Origin of the sequence: Bacteroides sp. MSK.20.12, assembly GCF_019052435.1 — a bacterium.
GTDB lineage: Bacteria > Bacteroidota > Bacteroidia > Bacteroidales > Bacteroidaceae > Bacteroides > Bacteroides xylanisolvens.
The window spans coordinates 79,224-100,232 of sequence record NZ_JAHQVH010000016.1 but is presented as its reverse complement, the minus strand read 5'-3'; the positions used below and the strand labels follow the sequence as shown (position 1 = coordinate 100,232).

11 protein-coding genes are annotated in these 21,009 nt (G+C 44.2%); all 11 read left to right on the top strand.

The annotated features are described in order from the left end of the window. Positions 1–169: 169 nt before the first annotated feature. The 11 genes from KTR06_RS10695 (at position 170) to rpsB (ending at position 20,929) form a co-directional block, all read left to right on the top strand. Positions 170–4,267: a hybrid sensor histidine kinase/response regulator transcription factor gene (locus tag KTR06_RS10695; RefSeq protein WP_217290339.1), complete on the top strand. Its 4,098-nt coding sequence runs from the start codon at positions 170–172 to the stop codon at positions 4,265–4,267. A 983-nt stretch (positions 4,268–5,250) separates the two neighbouring features. Next, on the top strand, positions 5,251–7,854 hold the full coding sequence (locus KTR06_RS10690; protein WP_217290338.1) for a DUF4962 domain-containing protein: 2,604 nt from the start codon (positions 5,251–5,253) through the stop codon (positions 7,852–7,854). Between the two features lie 26 nt (positions 7,855–7,880). Continuing rightward, entirely contained in the window at positions 7,881–8,618 is a 738-nt protein-coding gene (locus KTR06_RS10685) for a DUF3575 domain-containing protein (protein ID WP_120067236.1), read from the top strand. 37 nt (positions 8,619–8,655) lie between these two features. Further along, positions 8,656–9,666, top strand: coding sequence for a DUF6562 domain-containing protein (locus KTR06_RS10680; RefSeq protein ID WP_120067235.1), 1,011 nt, complete (start codon positions 8,656–8,658; stop codon positions 9,664–9,666). Between the two features lie 48 nt (positions 9,667–9,714). Then, entirely contained in the window at positions 9,715–11,265 is a 1,551-nt protein-coding gene (locus KTR06_RS10675) for a hypothetical protein (RefSeq protein ID WP_217290337.1), read from the top strand. Positions 11,266–11,395: 130 nt separating this feature from the next. Beyond that, positions 11,396–13,942 carry a DUF4962 domain-containing protein gene (locus KTR06_RS10670; RefSeq protein WP_120067233.1) on the top strand — a complete coding sequence of 849 codons (2,547 nt, stop codon included), beginning with the start codon at positions 11,396–11,398 and terminating at the stop codon, positions 13,940–13,942. A 40-nt stretch (positions 13,943–13,982) separates the two neighbouring features. Beyond that, positions 13,983–17,198: a TonB-dependent receptor gene (locus tag KTR06_RS10665; RefSeq protein ID WP_217290336.1), complete on the top strand. Its 3,216-nt coding sequence runs from the start codon at positions 13,983–13,985 to the stop codon at positions 17,196–17,198. Positions 17,199–17,219: 21 nt separating this feature from the next. Continuing rightward, entirely contained in the window at positions 17,220–18,914 is a 1,695-nt protein-coding gene (locus KTR06_RS10660) for a RagB/SusD family nutrient uptake outer membrane protein (RefSeq protein ID WP_195564626.1), read from the top strand. A 202-nt stretch (positions 18,915–19,116) separates the two neighbouring features. Beyond that, positions 19,117–19,578 (top strand): 50S ribosomal protein L13, encoded by a 462-nt coding sequence (gene rplM, locus KTR06_RS10655; protein WP_004297202.1) that lies wholly within the window; start codon positions 19,117–19,119, stop codon positions 19,576–19,578. 6 nt (positions 19,579–19,584) lie between these two features. Further along, entirely contained in the window at positions 19,585–19,971 is a 387-nt protein-coding gene (gene rpsI / locus KTR06_RS10650; RefSeq protein ID WP_004297203.1) for a 30S ribosomal protein S9, read from the top strand. Positions 19,972–20,092: 121 nt separating this feature from the next. Beyond that, positions 20,093–20,929, top strand: a complete 837-nt coding sequence (rpsB, locus tag KTR06_RS10645; RefSeq protein ID WP_004297204.1) for a 30S ribosomal protein S2 — start codon at positions 20,093–20,095, stop codon at positions 20,927–20,929. The last annotated feature ends 80 nt before the right edge of the window (positions 20,930–21,009 follow it).

Here is a 21,009-nt window from a genome sequence, read left to right as displayed (position 1 = left end):
AAGTTCAGGGCAACCGCGTCTAAAATATGAATTCATAACTGTCGGACTTTGGCGCGGTTGTCCTGTTTTGAGTCGATACCGGTCCTTTATATGAGTTAAAAAACGGGATTCATTTATCAGATTGAATTGAAAATACTTATCTTTACGATAAATTCTTCAATATTAGCTCATGAAAGACCGGCATTTGCTATTTAAGTACCTATTCGGATTAACCGTCTGCATCTTATTTTTTCCTTTGGCTGTATCGGCCGCCGACAGCTTCATTCATTTTAAGCGATTATCCGTGGATGACGGGTTGTCGCAAAATACTGTGCTCGCTCTGACACAAGATCATAATAATAAGATTTGGGTAGGAACCATAGACGGGTTGAACTGGTATGAAGGTTCCCGTTTCGTTTCATATTATAAAGCGCCGGATGATACGACCAGTCTGGCAAACAATCATGTCTATTCACTTCATACTGATTCGAAAGGTACGGTATGGGTAGGCACACAGGTCGGTTTATCCCGTTATAATATAGTAGGGAATAATTTCACCAATTATTCTTCACCGGACAATCAGCCGATGCAAGTATTGGCTATCGGAGAACCGGAGGAAGGCGACCGGCTTTTGCTTGCTACCAATATCGGTCTGGTGATTTTTGATAAAAAGACCGGGCGGATGAAAGTGCAGCCGGAACTTGCCGGAAAAACGATCTATTCTGTTTGCCGGATGAATGACGGTTTCCTGTTGGGAACTTCGGAAGGTGTCTATTTCTATTATGTACGCAACGAAAACGTGACCCGGCTTCTTCTCCAGTTGAAAGGAGAAACCATCTCCGATATGCTCTATGACGACAAAACCGGCAACTGTTGGTTGGCTTCATTGACAAACGGGGTGTATTGTGTGGATAACAACTTTCAAATAAAACATCATTATAACAAGCAAAATACTCCTGCTTATTTCCTTACGAACTCGGTCAGGACATTGTCCGGAGATGATAAAGGAAGGGTTTGGATAGGAACCATGGAAGGTTTGCTTATCCTTGAACCGGAGACGGGAACTTTCCGTATCTGCCGTTTTTCTCCTGAAGATCCGACTACCTTGGGGCATAATTCCATCCGCTCTATCTTGAAAGATAATCAAGGGGGAATGTGGATCGGTACATTTTATGGCGGGCTTAATTATTATCATCCCCTTGCTCCGGCATTCGGACGCTTGCAACATTCCGCCTGGCGGAATTCGTTAAGTGATAACACGGTGAGCTGTATTGCCGAAGACCCGGATAATGGCAATCTCTGGATCGGCACGAACGACGGCGGATTAAATTATTATAACCGGAAAACCGGAGTCTTTTCATATTACCGGACGGGTACTTCCGCCAATGCTTTAAAGTCGGACAATATAAAATGTATATGGACGGACAAGGATGGAAGTGTCTATATCGGCACTCATGGAGGGGGAATGAGTCGTCTGCATCACCGGAGTGGCAGGATAGAAACATATTCCTTTCCCCATTCTACTTCCCTGACTAACAGTTGTTACTCCTTATTAGACGGAACGGATGGAACGCTTTGGGTAGGCGGCATGAGCGGACTTTACCTTTTCGACAAACAGACCGGCGAACTTTCACAGCATCCGTTGGCTAAAAAGCATAAAAAGTTGGAGAATGTATTGATATATACCTTGTTTCGCGATTCAAAAGGAAGAATCTGGATTGGAACGGAAGAGAGCCTGTTTTTGTATGCCGGCGGGAAACTGGAAGAACTGCATCTTTCCTCTTCGGCTTATCTGCATGGGTTGATACAGGCTTTCTGTGTACAAGAGGATAGCCGTCATGAAATCTGGATCGGTTCTTCTACTGGATTATATTGCTATAAGGAAGGAGCACCGACTGCCTGGAAACACTATACGATGAAAGACGGTTTGCCGAACGACTTTATTTATAATATACTGGAAGATGAACGGGGGCGTTTATGGTTGACAACTAACAAGGGACTGGCTTGCTTCAATACGGAGGAGGGTACTTTCCTCAACTATACGAAGCAGGACGGATTGCCTCACGATCAGTTTAACTATTTCGGAGCTTGCAAAGCGCACGATGGTACATTCTTCCTGGGATCTCTTGGGGGTGTTGCCTATTTCAAACCATACGAATTGGGTGATAATCCATATTCCCCGGATGCGGTGGTAACAGGAGCCGTTGTCTTAAATCAGGTGATTACGGATATGAAAAGTGAACGGGTACGTTATTATCAGGACGAGCAAGGGCGGATGCTGGGTATGTCGTTCCCTTCCGATCAGAAACTTTTTAATATCCGGTTTGCCGTTATCAACTATTTGGCTGGCAAACGGAACCAGTTCGTTTACAAATTGGAAGGCTTTGAAACCGAGTGGAACTACTCCCGTCATGTTTCCTTTGCACGGGCAAGTTATTCCAATCTCCCGCCCGGTGAGTATGTGTTTAAGGTGAAGGCATGTAACAACAATGGAAAGTGGAGCGAGGCGACCACTGAATTTTTTGTGCATATCATTCCGATGTGGTATCAGACCTGGTGGGCAAAGACACTTTTCATCTTCTTTTCTGTAGGGCTTCTCGTCTTTGTGATCTATTTCTTTATTGCCCGTGCCAAAATGAAGATGCAAGTCCGGATCGAACAGATAGAACGAAACAAGATAGAAGAAATCAGTCAGGAGAAAGTACGTTTTTACATGAATATGTCTCATGAGTTGCGTACTCCGTTGAGTCTGATACTGGCTCCGTTGGAGGAACTCTTGGGGCAGAGCAATCTGAAAGGTACTCCGGTACAGCAGAAACTGGATTACGTTTATAAGAACGGTCGTAAGTTGTTGCACATTGTCAACCAGTTGCTGGATTTCCGTAAAGCCGAAGCAGGTGCAATGCCCATTCATGTTGCGCAGGTGAATGTAGAAGGACTGTTGCAAGATGCTTTTGCTCTGTTTAAAGAAAATGCGCAGAAGCGTGCTATCAGCTTTCATATAAAATCCGATCTGGAAGGACGATTGTTTCCGGCGGACCGGACGTATGTAGAGACTATCTTGATGAACCTGTTGTCTAACGCCTTTAAGTTTACACCGGACGGCGGAAGTATTTCGCTTTCCTTATGGACAGAGGGAGATACCTATGGTTTCACGGTAAGAGATAGCGGAATCGGTATGTCTCCGGAACAGCTAACCCGCATTTTCGAACGTTTCTATCAGGTAGACGGTCAGCGAAAGGGGACGGGTATCGGGCTGTCATTGGTGAAGATGCTTGTAGAAAAGCATCACGGCACTATTATGGTAGCAAGCGAACCTGCTCAATATACCGAATTTAAAGTCACGCTACCTGCTGATATGGCTGCCTTCACGGAGAAAGAACGTGAATTGCCGACACATGAAGTCGAAACATCTGCTTCTCTCCGGGAGCTTCCGGTGGCTGATGAATATTTCTCTGGTGATGCGTCGGTTATAGTTGCAGAAGAACTATCGGACGGTGATCAGATAGAAGCCGGCAGTGAGGAAGAGCGTCCTACTATCTTGTTGGTAGATGACAATAAAGAGATGGTGGATTACCTGAAAGATAATTTCCGGCAGAACTATGTGACGCTGACCGCCGGAAACGGCGAAGAAGCATTGGCTATTATGAAAGAGCATCGTGTGGACATTGTCCTTTCCGACGTGATGATGCCGGGTATTGACGGTATCAAACTTTGCCAGCTTATTAAACGAAATCTGCAAACCTGCCATATTCCCGTCCTGCTGTTGTCTGCCAAAGGAAGTGTCGATGCACAGACGGAAGGCATTCAGGCTGGGGCGGATGATTACATTGCCAAACCGTTCTCGATTCATTTATTGAAAGGAAAAATAGCTAATCAACTGAAAGCACGCCAACGGCTGAAACACTATTATTCGAATACGATTGATATAGATACTGCTAAAATGACTTCGAATAATCTGGATGAGGAATTCATGAGCAAAGCTATTCAGGTAGTAGAAGAAAATATCAGTAATGAAGACTTCACCTCTGATGAGTTGGCAAGCCAGCTTTGTATGAGCCGTTCATCACTGTATCTCAAGATGAATTCCATATCCGGTGAACCGCCTGCCAACTTTATCCGGCGCATCCGTTTTAATAAAGCGTGTAAATTGTTGCTTGAAGGGCGTTACTCCATTTCGGAGATTAGCGGAATGGTAGGGTTCGGATCTTCTTCTTATTTCTCTACCAGTTTCAAGAAGTATGTCGGTTGTCTGCCATCGGAGTATGTGAAGCAGCATACTAAGTAATTGTTTTGCGGTTATGCATTTGTTCACCACAGAGGACGCGGAGGACACAGAGGTGAATCTTGTTCATGCCGGTACAGAAATGAATGAGAGTTTTTTGTCTACTATAAAGTTGAAAAACATAAAAACATCTGCCACCTGCAACCAAACGCGTGTAATGCACTAATTGACAAATAGTTGGAACGTGGCAGATACTGTGGCAGATAGGTTGCAGATAAAGTATCTGCAACGCGTTATATAATCAAAGAAAAAGCCTTGATTCCTTTATGCAAAGCTATGGGATAATTGGGGTGACTCTATGGATAATTTGTGGTGTCTCTACGGGGAAACGATAGTATCCTTACGTAGAAACTGTAGTGTCCCGCCTTAGAAACTGTCGTTTTCCTGCCTTAGAAACTCTCGTTTCCTGCCGTGGAAACTGTAATTTCTAATGCCGGAAACGACAGTTCCCCGCCTGGAAACGGGAAGTTAATGTATACAATAAACTTTTGCCCTCCTGGAGAATTGGCTTATGCAAGGCTTATACTGTGTTGCAGATACTTTATCTGCAACCTATCTGCAACAGTATCTGCAACGCTACAACTGTTTGTCAACTAGTGTATTACACGCGTTTGGTTGCAGGTGGCAGATGTTTTTATATTTTTTCAACTTTATAGTAGAGGATTACGCATCAAAATTAGGGTCACCACTGTAAGTCATAAACCAAATTCACCTCTGTGTCTTCCGCGTCCTCTGTGGTGAAAACCTAAACAAGAACTAATAACCTTCATTTTTCTATCAATTCCAGTCATTCCGTTTTGGGGGCTATTTTACCCTTTTACCCTCTTTGTAGCCTCCTGTAACGCTTGTTTTGGACGAATTTTAAGTTGAAATGAACGAAAACAAAGTCCTGTTAGACAGTATCAGAGAAGGAAGAAATGAATTGAAAGTTCCGTTTCGGACGGTTTATCTACATTTGCCTACAGAAAAACCAATCATTTGATATCATGAAAAAAGTATTATTGATTTCATTCGTAATCTTGTCTGTGGCTGCACAGATGACACATGCGCAAAAACAAGCAGTCATCAAGTTGACGGAAACAACGTTGATGCACGAAATGCGTGCCACTCCTTATCCTCTTGATAAAGCGGTGGTTAATGACCGCGCGGTTTCTTTTCAGTGGCCGCTCCGTTCAGACATGAACTCGCAGGACAGTCCGTTGGATGGATTCGAACACAAAGTAAAGAAGGTAGATAAAACGAAGATTACCTATCGGTTACGTTATTCGCAGGATGCCAGATTGAAGTCCGGAGTTGTTCAGGTGGAAACTCGTTGGCCGTTCTATAATCCGGAACAACCGCTTGCGCCGGGGGTATGGTACTGGCAGTTCGGTTACGTAGAAAACGGACAAGTGACTTGGGGAAGCACACAGCAAGTCACCGTAGAAGATCGTCCGGGCAAATTCTGTCCGCCTTCATTGAAAACTGTGTTGGCAAAACTACCTGCCGACCATCCGCGTGTGTGGATCATGAAGAACGAATGGAAGGACTTTATAAATCACAGCAAACAAAAGGCAGAAAGACAATGGTATCTTGAGCGTGCAGATCAGGTACTTCAGACTCCAATGAAATCAGTGAAAGATATTAATGTCTCGCAGGTGAAGAATCTGAAGAACGAGATGCAGATAAATTCATACCTCACTCGTGAAAGCCGTCGCATCATCGATGCGGAAGAAGGCAATACCGAAGCATTGATACGGGCCTGGTTGCTGACGCAGGATACTAAATATGCTGACGAAGCCATCAAACGGGTATTTATCATGGCCGACTGGGATAAAGATAAGAATGTGAAAGGAGATTTTAATGCTTCTAGCTTATTGTCTCTCTGCTCTATGGCTTATGATTCTTTCTACGACCGGTTGAATACATCACAAAAGAAAGCATTACTGGAAGCCATCAAAAATAAAGGTGGTGAAATGTATGAGAACTTTAATAACCGGATGGAGAACCACATCGCCGACAATCATGTGTGGCAGATGACACTTCGCATCCTTACAATGGCGGCATTCAGTGTATATGGCGATCTGCCCGAAGCCGATACATGGGTGGATTACTGTTATAACGTATGGTTGGCACGTTTCCCCGGATTGAACAAAGACGGTGGCTGGCACAATGGCGATTCTTACTTTACGGTCAACACCCGTACATTAGTAGAAGTGCCTTACTATTATAGCAAACTGACCGGTTACGACTTCTTTTCCGATCCTTGGTATCAGGGAAATATCATGTATACCATCTTCCAGCAACCTCCTTTTTCCAAATCCGGAGGAAACGGAAGTTCGCATCAGAATGTGGGACGTCCCAACAGCATCCGTATAGGCTATTTGGATGCGCTGGCACGCCTTACCGGAAACACGTATGCCGCTGATTTCGTACGCCGCACATTGAAAGTGGAACCGGATTATATGAAGAAAGCCTTATTGAGTAAGCCCGGTGATCTTGCCTGGTTCCGCCTGCAATGTGATAAACTTCTGCCGGAAGGTGAAGGATTGACAGCACTCCCTGCAGGATACGTCTTCCCCGCAACAGGACTTGCCTCTTTCCAGACGAACTGGGACAGAGTAGGTGGAAATGCGATGTGGAGTTTCCGGTCAAGCCCTTATGGTTCTACCTCTCATGCACTTGCCAATCAGAATGCTTTCAATTCGTTCTATGGTGGAAAACCATTATTTTACAGTAGCGGACACCACATTGAGTTTACCGACGTACATAGTATGTTGTGCCATCGTGCCACGCGTGCTCACAATACGATTCTGGTGAACGGTATGGGACAACGTATCGGTACGGAAGGATATGGATGGATTCCCCGTTATTATGCCAGCGAGAAGATCGGGTATGTGCTGGGTGATGCTTCCAATGCTTACGGAAAAGTGATTTCACCGCTTTGGCTGACACGCGGCGAACAGTCGGAGGTGCATTATACGCCCGAAAATGGCTGGGATGAGAACCATGTGAAAACTTTCCGCCGTCATATTGTCAATTTGGGAAAGACAGGACTCATCTTTATCTATGACGAACTCGTGGCAGACGAACCTGTAAACTGGAGTTTTTTGCTGCATACCACAGAAAATCCCATGACAGTGGATCAATCGAATCATCGCTTCGTGCATATTCAAGCCACGAACCGCGGAGGAGCATCAGACGCTTATCTTTTCTCCACCGGAACATTGCAGACAGATACGACGAGCCGTTTTTTCTATCCGGCAGTCAACTGGCTACGTGCTGATGACAAAGGGGTGTTCAAGAAGTATCCTAATCACTGGCATTTCACCGCTACATCGGAAAAGGCACAAGTATATCGTTTTGCCACTGTCATCAATACACATGCACTGAAATATCCTGCCAAAGATCCCGAAATCTTGTCCGACGGACGTATCAAAGTGGGCGGATGGCTAATCAGTGTTAACCTGAAATCCGACGGTGCTCCTTCATTCTTTATCCGCAGCACTCAAGAGAAGGTGAATATCACTTATAAAGGTGAAGCTACTGTCATCAATGAGGATGGGTACGAAACGGTAATGAGGGATACAGTGCCCGAACTGGAAATCTGATCAATGAACATGAAAGATACGAATATATGAGACACTCTACTTTTAATATAAGAACTATATGTCTGTTGGCTGCATTATCGGGCATAACCGTCTTGTCGGCACAGACTCCCGGTAAACCCCGTGTACAGACTTCGGCAGCTCCGGAGGAAACTACGGTCTACAAGCCCGGCGGGAAAAAGCAGGAAATAGCAGTTGCGACTTCTTCAAAAAAGGAGGAGGATAAACGCCAATCCGGCAAAGAGAATGCAGGAAAGAAAGCGACTGCCTTTGATGGTCAACGCTATCTGGCATTGAAAACGAATGTAATATATGATGCTTGTGCTTTGCTGAACCTTGCCGTGGAAATGCAGGTGCATAAAAAGATCACGGTAGAGTTGCCGTTGACTTGCAGTTTGTGGGACTTGGGGGATAAGCACGGCGTGCGTACGGTAGCATTGCAACCTGAAGCCCGCTGGTGGATAGGAAATGAAACAGGACGGGGACACTTTGTCGGACTGCACGCCCACGTGGCATGGTTTAACGTGAAGTGGAACGATGACCGTTATCAAGATACGGATCGTCCGCTGTTGGGAGCCGGAATAAGCTACGGTTACAAACTCCCTCTTTCCAGACACTGGGGAGCGGAATTTAATCTGGGAGTGGGATATGCCAACATGAAGTATAACACCTATTATAATGTAGACAACGGCGCACTGCTGGATACGCGTGTCCGTCATTACTGGGGGATAACCCGTGTGGGAGCATCGTTAGTCTACCGCTTCTAACCTTAGATAGGAACATACATATAAATAAGATAACAATATGAGAAGAAATTTATATATACTGGCACAGTGCACTTTCTTGTTGTTCATCACCCTGCTGGTGAATGGATGCAGCCTGCACGAAGAACCGGAAATGACTCCCGAAGGAGAACTGGGAGTGGATCCGACAGCTGTAACACTCAACCTTAATCTGGCAATGAATCTAAGTTTGGCAGAAAGAGCACCGGTGACCATCACCCGTGCGTCGGAAACCAACTATCTGCGTCGTTTCATCGTAGAAGCCTATTTGGATAGACAGGTGGCGGCACGGCAAACGGTATATGAAGAGGATTTTAACCGTGCCAGTCTGTCTGTTAGTATGAAGCTGCACGCCCGTAATTACCGCATCCTGGTGTGGGTCGATTATGTGAATGCGGAGACACCGGAACAGGGACTTGTTTACGATGCCAAGAATCTGGCTTTTATCCTTCCTGCCGGAAAGTATATAGGGAATAGCCGCTATAAAGATGTTTTTGCAGCTTCTACTACAGCGGACCTGACTTCTTTCCGCAATCATTGGGGAGCTGAAACAAGCCTTGACGTTGAACTGTATCGTCCTGTAGCATGCTATGAATTGGTGGCTAAAGATGTAGCGACGTTTCTCAATAAACTGTCCACAGGCGGACTGAAAGGTGAAAGTTTTACCGCTCGTGTGAAGTACAGTGATTATTTGCCTACCGGCTACAATTTGTGGGACGATGTACCCAAGAACTCGCTCATGTACATGGAATATAAAGTGGCCTTTGAACGCCCTGCCGATGGTACGAAAGAACTGATACTGGGATTCGACTATGTGTTGACCGATGCCGGAGAAACCGTTTCCATCCCTGTAGAGCTCGAAATCTTGAATGAGAAGAATGAAGTGCTAGCACGTACTGCTTTCCGTATTCCTTGTGAACGGGGCAAAAACACAGCGGTACGTGGCAATTTCCTAACTTCCGATGCTAATGGAGGAATAGGGATCGACCCCGATTATGACGGTGATCTGGAGGTAGACCTTGGAGAATTATAAAATAGACAAATCAATTAAGAATTGCTTAACCATAAAACAATTAAGATCATGAAAAAGAACTTATTTTATTCGCTAATGGCTTTGTTCGTAGTGCTTTTTGCATCCTGTGGACAAGAAGAAATCGTTTCGGACAACGGAACAGAAATCAATGCTCCTGTTACTATCTCTGTACAGGCTCCTGTAAATAACGTCTTTAGCCGTGCGGTTACCATTCCTGACGGTTATACGATGCAATGTATCATGCAATTACTGAATGCTGATGGCAATAAGATAGGCGATCAGGTAACTAAACCGGTTACAGACGGTAAGGTATCTTTCACTATTTCTGTAGATGAACAAAAAGAAGTGTCGAAAGCATTGTTTTGGGCTGAATACGTGCCGGAAAGTGGTGCCGCTAATAAAGTATATAACACTGCTGATTTGAGAGCTGTAGGATATAATACTGCATCATTCGATCTGACAAATGATGCGTTGATGGCAGCCAGCGACGCTTTCTGCGGAAAATTGGAAACGATTGGTAATGCCAGTGTGACATTAAAGCGCCCGTTTGCTAATGTGAGCGTAAAACCGAAGAATCCGGAAGTAGCTGCGGCAGCTAATAAACTGGAAATAACATACAACGCTTTGAGTGGATATGATATTTTAGAGGGTAAATGTACTGCTACGACTCCTGTGACTTATACAAATGCAAGTTTTGCTTCTGCGGATGGCAATTGGTTCGCTAATTTCTTTTTTGCTCCTTCAAATGTAAGTAAATTTACAGAAGAAATAACCATGGCATTGAGTGGTGGATATAGTAAAGAGATTAAAATACCGGCAAATACATTACCTTTGGACGCTAATATGCAGATTATGGCTAAATTTGAAATCGGAGATGGAAACTTTGACATTGAAGTAGGAGTGGATCCGGATTATGAAGCGTTGGAAATGAAGGTTGGTAGTTATATCAATGCAGAAGGTAAAGTGGTACGTGATGCAGCGGATGCTGTCGGTATTGTTTTCAAGATGGAAGCTATTGGTGATGATGTGCCGGCTAATTATCCTGTAGCACTTCAGGGCAAGACAATAGCCGGATATGCAGTAGCGATTGAAAATGTGGCGACTGGTCGTCAAACTCTTAATACTGAATTATTGACTGCTTTGACCGAAACTGTTGCAGGTATGACAAATGGCACACAGACTACGGGCGTCTTATTAACAGGTCTTGGAGATGTTGCGTTTAAAACAACTTATGAGAAATGGGTGGGAGAACATGCTCCTGCTAGTGAAAATTTGAGTGCATGGTATATTCCTACATTGTCGCAATTGAGCGCATTTATGGGTACATTGTTTACAATGAAAGATGTGCCTGCTACTGGTAGTGAGGACTTCAAAAATATTCCGGAGTTTGAATTTGTCAATGGCAAAATGTTTGATAGAGAAACGATTGCTACAGTGAATTATGCTTCTAGTACTATCAATAACCAAGGTAATGTTTCTGGTGTACGTATTAATGTAGCTGATGGTGTTGTTACTAATGCACAAGAGGCGGGTATCAGTGTTAAGACAGCTCTTAATCAACAAGCTCTTTGCCGCCCAATGATTACAATCTTTAAATAGTCACTGAATATTCGACCTTACTCAATAGAAATTCAAGGAAAGTGGGATCCCCCCATCCCGCTTTACCTTCTTCTTACATTGAAACTTTTGAAAATAGCCCTCTAATCTTATACCTAGAAAAGAAGATAATATGCACACCACATTTCGCCTATCGGTTTTTCTTTTGTTCATGGTACAGCTGTTCTGTAGCTGTACATCTGACTCGCTGCCCGAACCGGACAGTACGCAGCCAGAGACGCCTGCCGGAATTCCCGATGCCTATCAGGATAAAATACGAACGCAACCTTATCCCAAAGCAGATAATGAATTGTATCTGAATCCTGCTCCTCTTATTGTTCCTCAAGCCATGAAGACGGGCGAAAGACTGCAATTTTCCCTTTCACGTACTGAAGATTTCAGCAGTTCCGAAACGCTACTTTCCGAACCGCAGGAATGGTGTATGTATAATCTTCATCGTCGTTTGGAGGTCGGCACATGGTATTGGCGCTTTCGTTCCACCAATCTTAATGGAACTACGCCCGGTGAATGGAGTGCTATCTATCGTTTCGAAGTAAAGAATGATACACCGGAATTTGTAACACCTCCTTTTCAGACATTCTTAGCAAATGCTCCCCGTCTGCATCCTCGTATTTACTGTTTTTTAGACGACCGTATCGGAGAGGCTCGTAACCGTGTCACTTCACACCCTGAATATGCAGAACTACAAAGTCGTGCTTCACAGGCATTGAAAGCCGAATACACCGGAATGACTGATTTATATAGCCGTGCAGAAGAGCTCCGGCAACATGCCACTTATCTTTATCAGGCCTATCATTTAACCCAAAAAGAAATTTATGCCGAAAAGTTACGCCAGCTTCTCGAAGCGTTGATTGTCGCTCCCCCTGCTGATGGACAGCTTTTTGCATCCAACTTTACTGCCAGCAACATCGCATGGTGTCTTGTTGCAGCCTACGATCTGCTTTATAATAACTTGTCTGCTTCCGATCGTACTGCTGCCGAAGAACTGATGATGCGTGTGGCACGTTACTATTACAAGGTAAATTGCGGTTTTCAGGAAAACCATCTCTTTGATAATCATTTTTGGCAGCAGAATATGCGCATCCTCTTTCAAGTGGCTTTGTCGCTTTACGACAAACCGGCCTATTCTTCCGAAGTGCTGCCCATGATGGAGTATTATTATGAATTGTGGACAGCCCGTGCTCCTGCTTCCGGTTTCAATCGCGACGGTATATGGCACAATGGTACCGGTTATTTCAGTGCCAATATCTTGACTTTGGCGTATATGCCGTCTCTTCTTTCATTCATCAGTCGGTACGATTTTCTATCACATCCGTGGTATCAGAATGCCGGACGTTCGTTGGTTTATACTTGCCCGCCGGGATCGAAAAGCAATGGCTTTGGTGACAATAGTGAAAAGGGTAGCGAACCCAACCGTTTGGTTGCTGCCTTTGCTGATTATCTGGCGTGTGAAACGGGTGATTCCTATGCCGGATGGTATGCCGGAGAATGTCGGGAGCTGTTGCGCCGGGATTATGAATTGCGTCTTTACCGGATGTGCACCGAGCAGGATTACAACACTGTTTTTCCTGCCGGGGCTGATAAAATGGTGTGGTATAAAGACGCTGGTGAAGTAGCCATGCACAGTGCCCCGGAAGATACGGGAAAGGATCTTGCACTCTCGTTCCGTTCCAGTACATTCGGGTCCGGCAGTCACACTACTGCCAGTCAGAATGCTTTTAACCTGTTGTATAAAGGTGTCGATGTGTATCGCAGTACGGGTTATTATCAGAATTTCAGCGATGCTCATAATCTGATGTCCTATCGCCATACGAGGGCGCATAATTCACTGTTGGTAAACGGCATCGGGCAACCTTATTCTACCGAAGGTTATGGCAGTGTGACGCGTGCTATGGGTGGACAGCATATTAGTTACTGTTTGGGAGATGCTTCACATGCTTACAGAGGGATCAGCAATGACCCGATGTGGGTTGGCTACTTTAAGCAGGCAGGTATTGAGCAGACGCCTGAAAATGGATTCGGTGCCACTCCGTTGACTAAATATCGTCGGCACGTGTTGATGCTTCATCCTCATACAGTAATAGTGTATGATGAATTGGAGGCATCGGAGGCTGTCCGCTGGGAGTGGCTGTTGCATAGTCCTACGGAATTTAAGATGGATGTAACAAAGAAAACGTTGTCTACAAATAATAAAACCCAAGGATGGGTGGCAGTGACGCAACTGTTTGGAGGACATGTTTTTACGCTGTCTCAAACGGACCGTTTCGTAGTGCCGCCCGCCATCACCGGAGCGGAGTATCCTAACCAGTGGCATTTGACTGCACGGGTTGACGGTTGTTCTGCCACCCGTTTCCTGGCTATTATTCAGGTAGGAGATGAGGCTGTTTCTATTATTAACCGTGACGGTGATACCTTTAACGTAGGCGACTGGACGATCAAAGCGGTTTTGGATGCTTCCAAAGCACCCGAACTTGCAGTGAGTCATCGCACCGAACAGGCGGTATTTAGTTATGGAACAGACAATCCTGCGTTGAATGGCAATTTTTACTCTCGACAATATACGGGTTCCTCGTTGCTTTACGATGAGATAGACGGGGCTTATCGGGTGGTTGAAATGACCGACCGGAGTCCTATATCTACCCGGGTAGTAAATCAATGATAAACAATGAAACATAGTGAATATAAATAACAAACAGAATATGATGAAAAGTAGAATTATTTGCATTTTGTTGCTTCTTGTCGGTGCATCCGGCATTTATGCCCAGAGTTTGACCGTTACCGGTAAGGTGGTGGACAACGAAGGCTTGGAAGTGATTGGAGGAAATGTAACCGTGAAAGGAAAACAAAACACGGGTACCATTACCGATATCAATGGTAAATACACCATTACCGTTAGTGATCCGCAGAAAGATGTCTTGGTTTTCTCTTTTATCGGATTGGAAAATATGGAAGTACCCGTGAAAGGAAGAAAACAGATTGATGTGACCATGAAGGCTGCGTCGGTATTGTTGGATGAGGTGGTAGCTATCGGTTATGCAACAGTAAAGCGTAAAGACCTGACCGGTTCCGTGGCTTCTGTGAGAAGCGACGATTTGCTCAAAGTTCCTTCGTCTGATGTAACCCAGGCTTTAGCGGGACGTATGGCGGGTGTGCAGATTATACAAACAGACGGTCAGCCCGGTGCTACGATGTCAGTGCGTGTTCGTGGCGGTATATCAATTACGCAAAGCAACGAACCGCTTTATATTATCGACGGATTTCCGACGGAAGATGGCATGGCCAGCCTTGATCCTGCCGATATTGAAAGTATCGACGTGTTGAAAGATGCTTCGGCAACAGCCATCTACGGCGCCCGGGGAGCGAATGGCGTAGTGGTAATCACCACCAAAAGCGGTGCGAAAAGTGAAGGGAAAGCGACTCTTACTTTCGATTCTTATGTAGGTGTGCGTACGCTTGCCAAGCGGTTGGATGTATTAAGTGTAGAGGAATTTGTGTTGGCGGATTATGAAAGAACATTAGGAGATGCTACTGATCCCGAGGAAAGTATGCGGTCATGGCAAAACCGTTATGGTGGTTTTGTCGATCTTCATGAAAACTATGGTAATCGTAAAGGTATCGACTGGCTGGACCGTACGATGGGACGCACTACCGTTACGCAAAATTACCGGGTAGGTGTCAACGGTGGCAATGATAAGTTGAACTACAATATGTCTTATGGTTACTTCAAGGATGAAGGTGCGATGGTATATAGCGGCGGCGACAAACATAACATTGCGCTTAGCGTGAAAAGCGAAGTGAATAAGCGGCTTTCCGTTACAGGACGTATCAACTTCGATTATCTGAAAGTGTATGGAGCAGGTGTTGCCGGAAACGGTACGAATGAAGGCGGAAGTAATGTAGATGCAAAGTTTAATAAAATGGTTCAGATTTTGCAATACCGTCCTACCATTGGTATACGTGGTAATGACTCGGATTTGTTGGCAGGAGAAGACCCTGTATTAAGCGATGCAGACGGAAACGTGATGCAGAATCCGTTGATTGCCGCCGCTGAAGAAAAAGATAATAAGGAAACACGTACTTTGCAAGCCAATGGCGGACTGACTTTCAAAATCATCAAAGGATTGACTTTCCGCAACAATACGGGTATGCGTTATCAGCTTTACCGCCGGGAGCTTTTCTATGGCGACCAATCTATTATGGGAAGACGCAGCGGTATTTACGGCTCTATCAGGAATACGGAGACCGGAAGTTTTCAGACCTCTAACGTCTTGACTTATGATAAACGTTTTCAGAAGAAGCATAAAGTGGTAGTACAATTGGGACAGGAATTTGTAAAACGCTGGACTCGTGTGCTCGAATCCGGTGTCAGTGGGTTGCCTACCGATGAGTTCATTTTGGGAGATATGAGTCTGGGTACTCCATCCGTTGCTTCGTCCGATGAAAACTATGATGATAATCTGCTCTCTTTTTTCGCTCGTCTCAACTATGACTTTACCGATAAGTATTTGTTTTCCGCAACGTTCCGTGCGGATGGCTCTTCTAAATTCGGAAAGAATAATAAATGGGGATATTTTCCTGCCGTATCGGCAGCCTGGCGTGTGAGTGAAGAGGATTTTATAAAGAAACTGAATGTTTTCTCCGACTTGAAATTCCGTATCGGATACGGTTTGGCGGGTAACAACAGAATCGGTAGCTATAACAGCCTTGCTTTGATGTCTTCCATCATCACAGCTATGGGAGATCAGCTTACTCCCGGTTATGCTTCCAAGCAGATACCGAATCCCGACCTGAAGTGGGAAGCGAACAAGACTTTTAATATGGGGGTCGATTTAGGTTTTCTGAATCAACGCATCACTGTTTCGCCCGAATTCTATATAAATAGGAGTAGTAATTTGCTGCTTAACGCCCAGCTGCCTTATTCTTCCGGTTATCAGACCATGTTGATTAATGCCGGAGAAACGAAGAATGTAGGTGTGGAACTGACTGTGAATACAGTGAATTTCTCTACAAAGAAGTTTAGTTGGAATACTACACTAACGCTGTCGCACAATAAAAATTCCGTGAAAGCATTGACCGGTGAGGCGGTACAACTCTATGAGGCCAAGTTCGGCTTTAACCAAAACACTCATCGTATTGCTGTCGGAGAACCATTAGGACAGTTCTATGGTTACATCACCGAAGGGCTGTATCAGGTAGATGATTTCAATTATGATGCTTCTACGCAGACCTATACCCTGAAAGATGGGATACCTTATCATGGTGATAAAAGCCGGATTCGTCCGGGTATGTGGAAGTTTAAGAACTTGACCGGAGATGATAATGTGATTGATGAAAATGATAAAACGGTCATTGGTAACGCTCAACCGAAATTCTACGGAGGATTGAACAACTCTTTTACTTACAAAGGATTTGATTTAAGTATATTCCTGACTTTCAGCTATGGCAACGAAGTGCTGAATGCGACCAAACTGGTTACCAGTAAGGTGGGTAGCCTGAACTACAACGCATTGGACGTGATGAATAGCTCTAATCGCTGGATGACTATCAATTCGGATGGACAGAAAGTGACAGATCCCGGAGAACTGGCTGCTTTGAATGCTGGTAAAACCGTAGCCGCTTATCATGATGCTCAACAAGGAGACAATTATATTCATTCATGGGCAGTGGAGGATGCTTCCTATTTGAAACTAAGTAATGTGACTTTGGGATATACATTCCCTAAAAATCTGATTGCAAGGGTGGGATTGAAGAACTTGCGTTTGTATGCCACCGGTAATAATCTGTTGACTTGGACCAAGTATTCAGGTTTCGATCCGGAAGTCTCTACGATGAAAAGCGGTTTGACACCGGGTGTTGACTTTGGAGCGTATCCGCTTAGCCGTTCTTTTATTTTTGGTCTCAACGTAGCATTTTAATTCTTTAAATACATAGTAATCATGAAAAAGATACATCTATTATATGCCGTATTCGCCTTGTTATTTACAGGGCTTACCTCTTGCGAGGATTTGCTAACGGAAGAACCTAACTCAAAATATGACCGGGACCGCTATTTCGATTCGGAAGATAAAGCGGAAATGGCAGTGATGGGAATATATAGTTCATTGTCGGACTTTAATCATTATGGTTGGTACGAAATGGCTTCTCCTGCATCAGACGATACCTATTATACGGCTCGTACGCAGTCTGACAATCAGGTTCACGATATTGCACATTATCAGCTAAACTCCACGAATACGTGGATTGAAAGTATCTGGAAACTGAAATATGAGGGAATCGACCGGGCTAACCTCACCATTGACGGAATTTGTGGCATGATAGGATACGCAGAAAATACCCGTCTGAAAGCATTGGAAGCGGAAGCTCGCTTTCTGCGTGCTTTCCTCGCATTTGATTTGGTGAGATATTGGGGAGATGTGCCTTTCAAAACATCTTATTCATCATCCTACGAATCTGCTTTTGGTGAACGTGTGGACAGGGATGTGATTTATGACGTGATTATATCCGACCTTACTTTCGCTAAGAACAATCTGGATTGGGCCACAGCTTCTTCCAGTCCCGAACGGGTGACACAGGGAGCTGCCCGTGCATTGCTGATGCGTGTATATTTGCAGCGTGCAGGATACAGCCTTCAGTCGAATGGACAGTTGAAACGTCCGGAGGAAAGTAAGCGGATGGAATATTTCGATGCAGTGATAAAAGAGTGGGAGGCTTTTGAAAAGAAAGGATACCATGATTTTTATGACGGTGGTTATGAGGCACTCTTTAAAAGCTACTCGCAGGGGGTACTGAATAATAAGGAGAGCCTTTGGGAGATTGCTTTCTATCATTCGCAAGGACGTCGTAACGGTGGAGCATGGGGAATTTATAATGGTCCGCAGGTGGCGGAACCTACCGGAGTTTCTGCATCTGAATCAAATCAGTATATGGGACGTGCCAACGGTTTCTTTATAGTAGTCCCCGAATGGCGTAACTTCTTCGAAGCGAGCGATAAACGTCGTGATGTCGCTATTTGCACCTATCGTTATACCTGGAATGGTACTAAAAAAGAGCATGTAAAAGAAGAAAGAAGTGCAGGTAGCTGGTATGTGGGAAAATGGCGCCGGGAATGGATGCCGAAAGAGTCATGGAACAAGAATATCAATTATGCGGATGTAAACTATTGTCCTTTGCGTTATGCTGATGTGGTATTGATGGCTGCCGAAGCGTATAATGAAACAGGAACGGACAGACAGAAAGCATGGGATTTGTTGAATAGCGTACGTACACGTGCTGAAGCGACTTCTATTACAGAAGCGAATTATGATGAAATGATGAGCATACGGAAAAAGACACATAACCTGACTTTCATTGACGACTCTACACCGGAAGGAAAGTTCCGGACGGCTCTCTACTGGGAACGCGGCTTTGAACTGGCTTTTGAAGGACAGCGCAAATATGATCTGATACGTTGGGGAGTGTTGGGAAAGGCTCTGAAACTGTTTGGTGAGATCAGTTCCGTCAATCAGAAAGAGAACAAACCATATCCGGCTTACCGGAATTTTACGGAGGGTAAACATGAACTTTTCCCTATCCCTCTGAAAGAGATACAAAGTAATCCGAAACTCAATGGAATGAATAATAACGGGTATTGAGAAGACTCTCAATAGAATAGGCGACTGGAAAAATATACAAAAATAGTTTGCCAATTCAAAGAAAAGCCGTACTTTTGCAAGCCGATTATTATCACAAAATGATAAGAGATTAATTCATAGCAAGTTAGTATTCCTTTGTCCGGGGAAGACTAATGAGTGGTGAAGAAATTTTTAGTAGTAACATTTAAAAAACAAAATTAGAGTGGATACTTTAAGTTACAAGACCATTTCTGCAAACAAAGCGACTGTAACCAAAGAATGGGTTATCGTTGACGCTACAGACCAAACATTAGGCCGTCTGGGAGCAAAAGTTGCAAAATTGCTGAGAGGAAAGTACAAACCAAACTTTACTCCTCACGTAGACTGCGGTGATAACGTTATCATCATCAATGCAGACAAAGTAAAACTGACTGGTAACAAATGGAATGACAGAGTTTATTTGTCATATACAGGTTATCCTGGTGGTCAGAGAGAAATGACTCCTGCCCGTTTGATCACAAAACCGAACGGTGAAGAGAGATTACTGAAAAAAGTAGTGAAGGGCATGCTTCCTAAGAATATCCTGGGAGCTAAATTGCTGAATAACTTGTATGTTTACGCTGGTAGCGAACACAAACAGGCTGCTCAGAACCCGAAAATGATTGATATTAATTCATATAAATAAGATATAATGGAAGTAGTAAATGCATTAGGCAGACGTAAACGTGCTATTGCACGCATATTCGTAAGCGAAGGTACAGGAAAGATTACTATTAACAAGAGAGACCTTGCAGAGTACTTTCCATCAACTATTCTTCAGTATGTTGTAAAACAACCATTGAACAAGCTGGGTGCTGCTGAGAAGTATGACATCAAGGTGAACTTGTGTGGTGGTGGTTTCACTGGTCAGTCTCAGGCATTGCGTTTGGCAATCGCTCGTGCACTGGTTAAGATGAACGCTGAAGATAAAGCCGCTCTTCGTGCAGAAGGCTTCATGACTCGTGACCCTCGTTCTGTTGAACGTAAGAAACCGGGACAGCCGAAAGCTCGTAGAAGATTCCAGTTCAGCAAGCGTTAATGTGCTGCCTGATAGAGGAATATGTTTAGTATCTAAACTACTGGGACTCTGCTCATAGACTACCCAGCGGTTGGTTTAGAAAAAACAAAAAAGAAAGTAAACGATTTAAAGAAAAAACAAGATGTCAAGAACAAATTTTGATACATTATTGGAGGCTGGTTGCCACTTCGGACACCTTAAGAGAAAGTGGAACCCTGCAATGGCTCCTTATATTTTCATGGAACGCAATGGTATTCATATCATTGACCTCCACAAAACAGTTGCAAAAGTAGACGAAGCTGCTGAAGCTTTGAAACAGATTGCCAAATCTGGCAAAAAAGTTCTTTTTGTTGCTACTAAAAAACAAGCTAAACAAGTTGTAGCTGAGAAAGCTCAATCTGTTAATATGCCTTATGTAATCGAACGCTGGCCGGGTGGTATGTTGACTAACTTCCCGACTATCCGTAAGGCTGTGAAGAAAATGGCTACTATCGATAAATTGACTAACGATGGTACTTACTCTAACCTTTCTAAGAGAGAAGTTCTTCAGATTTCTCGTCAACGTGCAAAATTAGACAAGACTTTGGGATCTATCGCTGACCTGACTCGTCTGCCGTCTGCATTGTTCGTTATCGACGTAATGAAAGAAAACATCGCAGTTCGCGAAGCTAACCGTTTGGGTATCCCTGTATTTGGTATCGTTGATACTAACTCTGATCCTTCAAACGTAGATTTCGTAATTCCTGCTAACGATGACGCTACTAAATCAGTAGAAGTTATCTTGGATGCTTGCTGCGCTGCAATGATCGAAGGTTTGGAAGAAAGAAAAGCTGAAAAGATCGATATGGAAGCTGCTGGTGAAGCTCCTGCTAACAAAGGCAAGAAGAAATCAGTGAAAGCTAGACTCGACAAGTCTGACGAAGAAGCTATTAACGCAGCTAAAGCTGCTGCTTTCATCAAGGAAGACGAAGAGGCTTAATATATAAAATGTGCCAATTTGCTAATGTGCAAGAGTATATTTATACGCTTGTATCTTGATTGGCAGATTGGCACATTTTT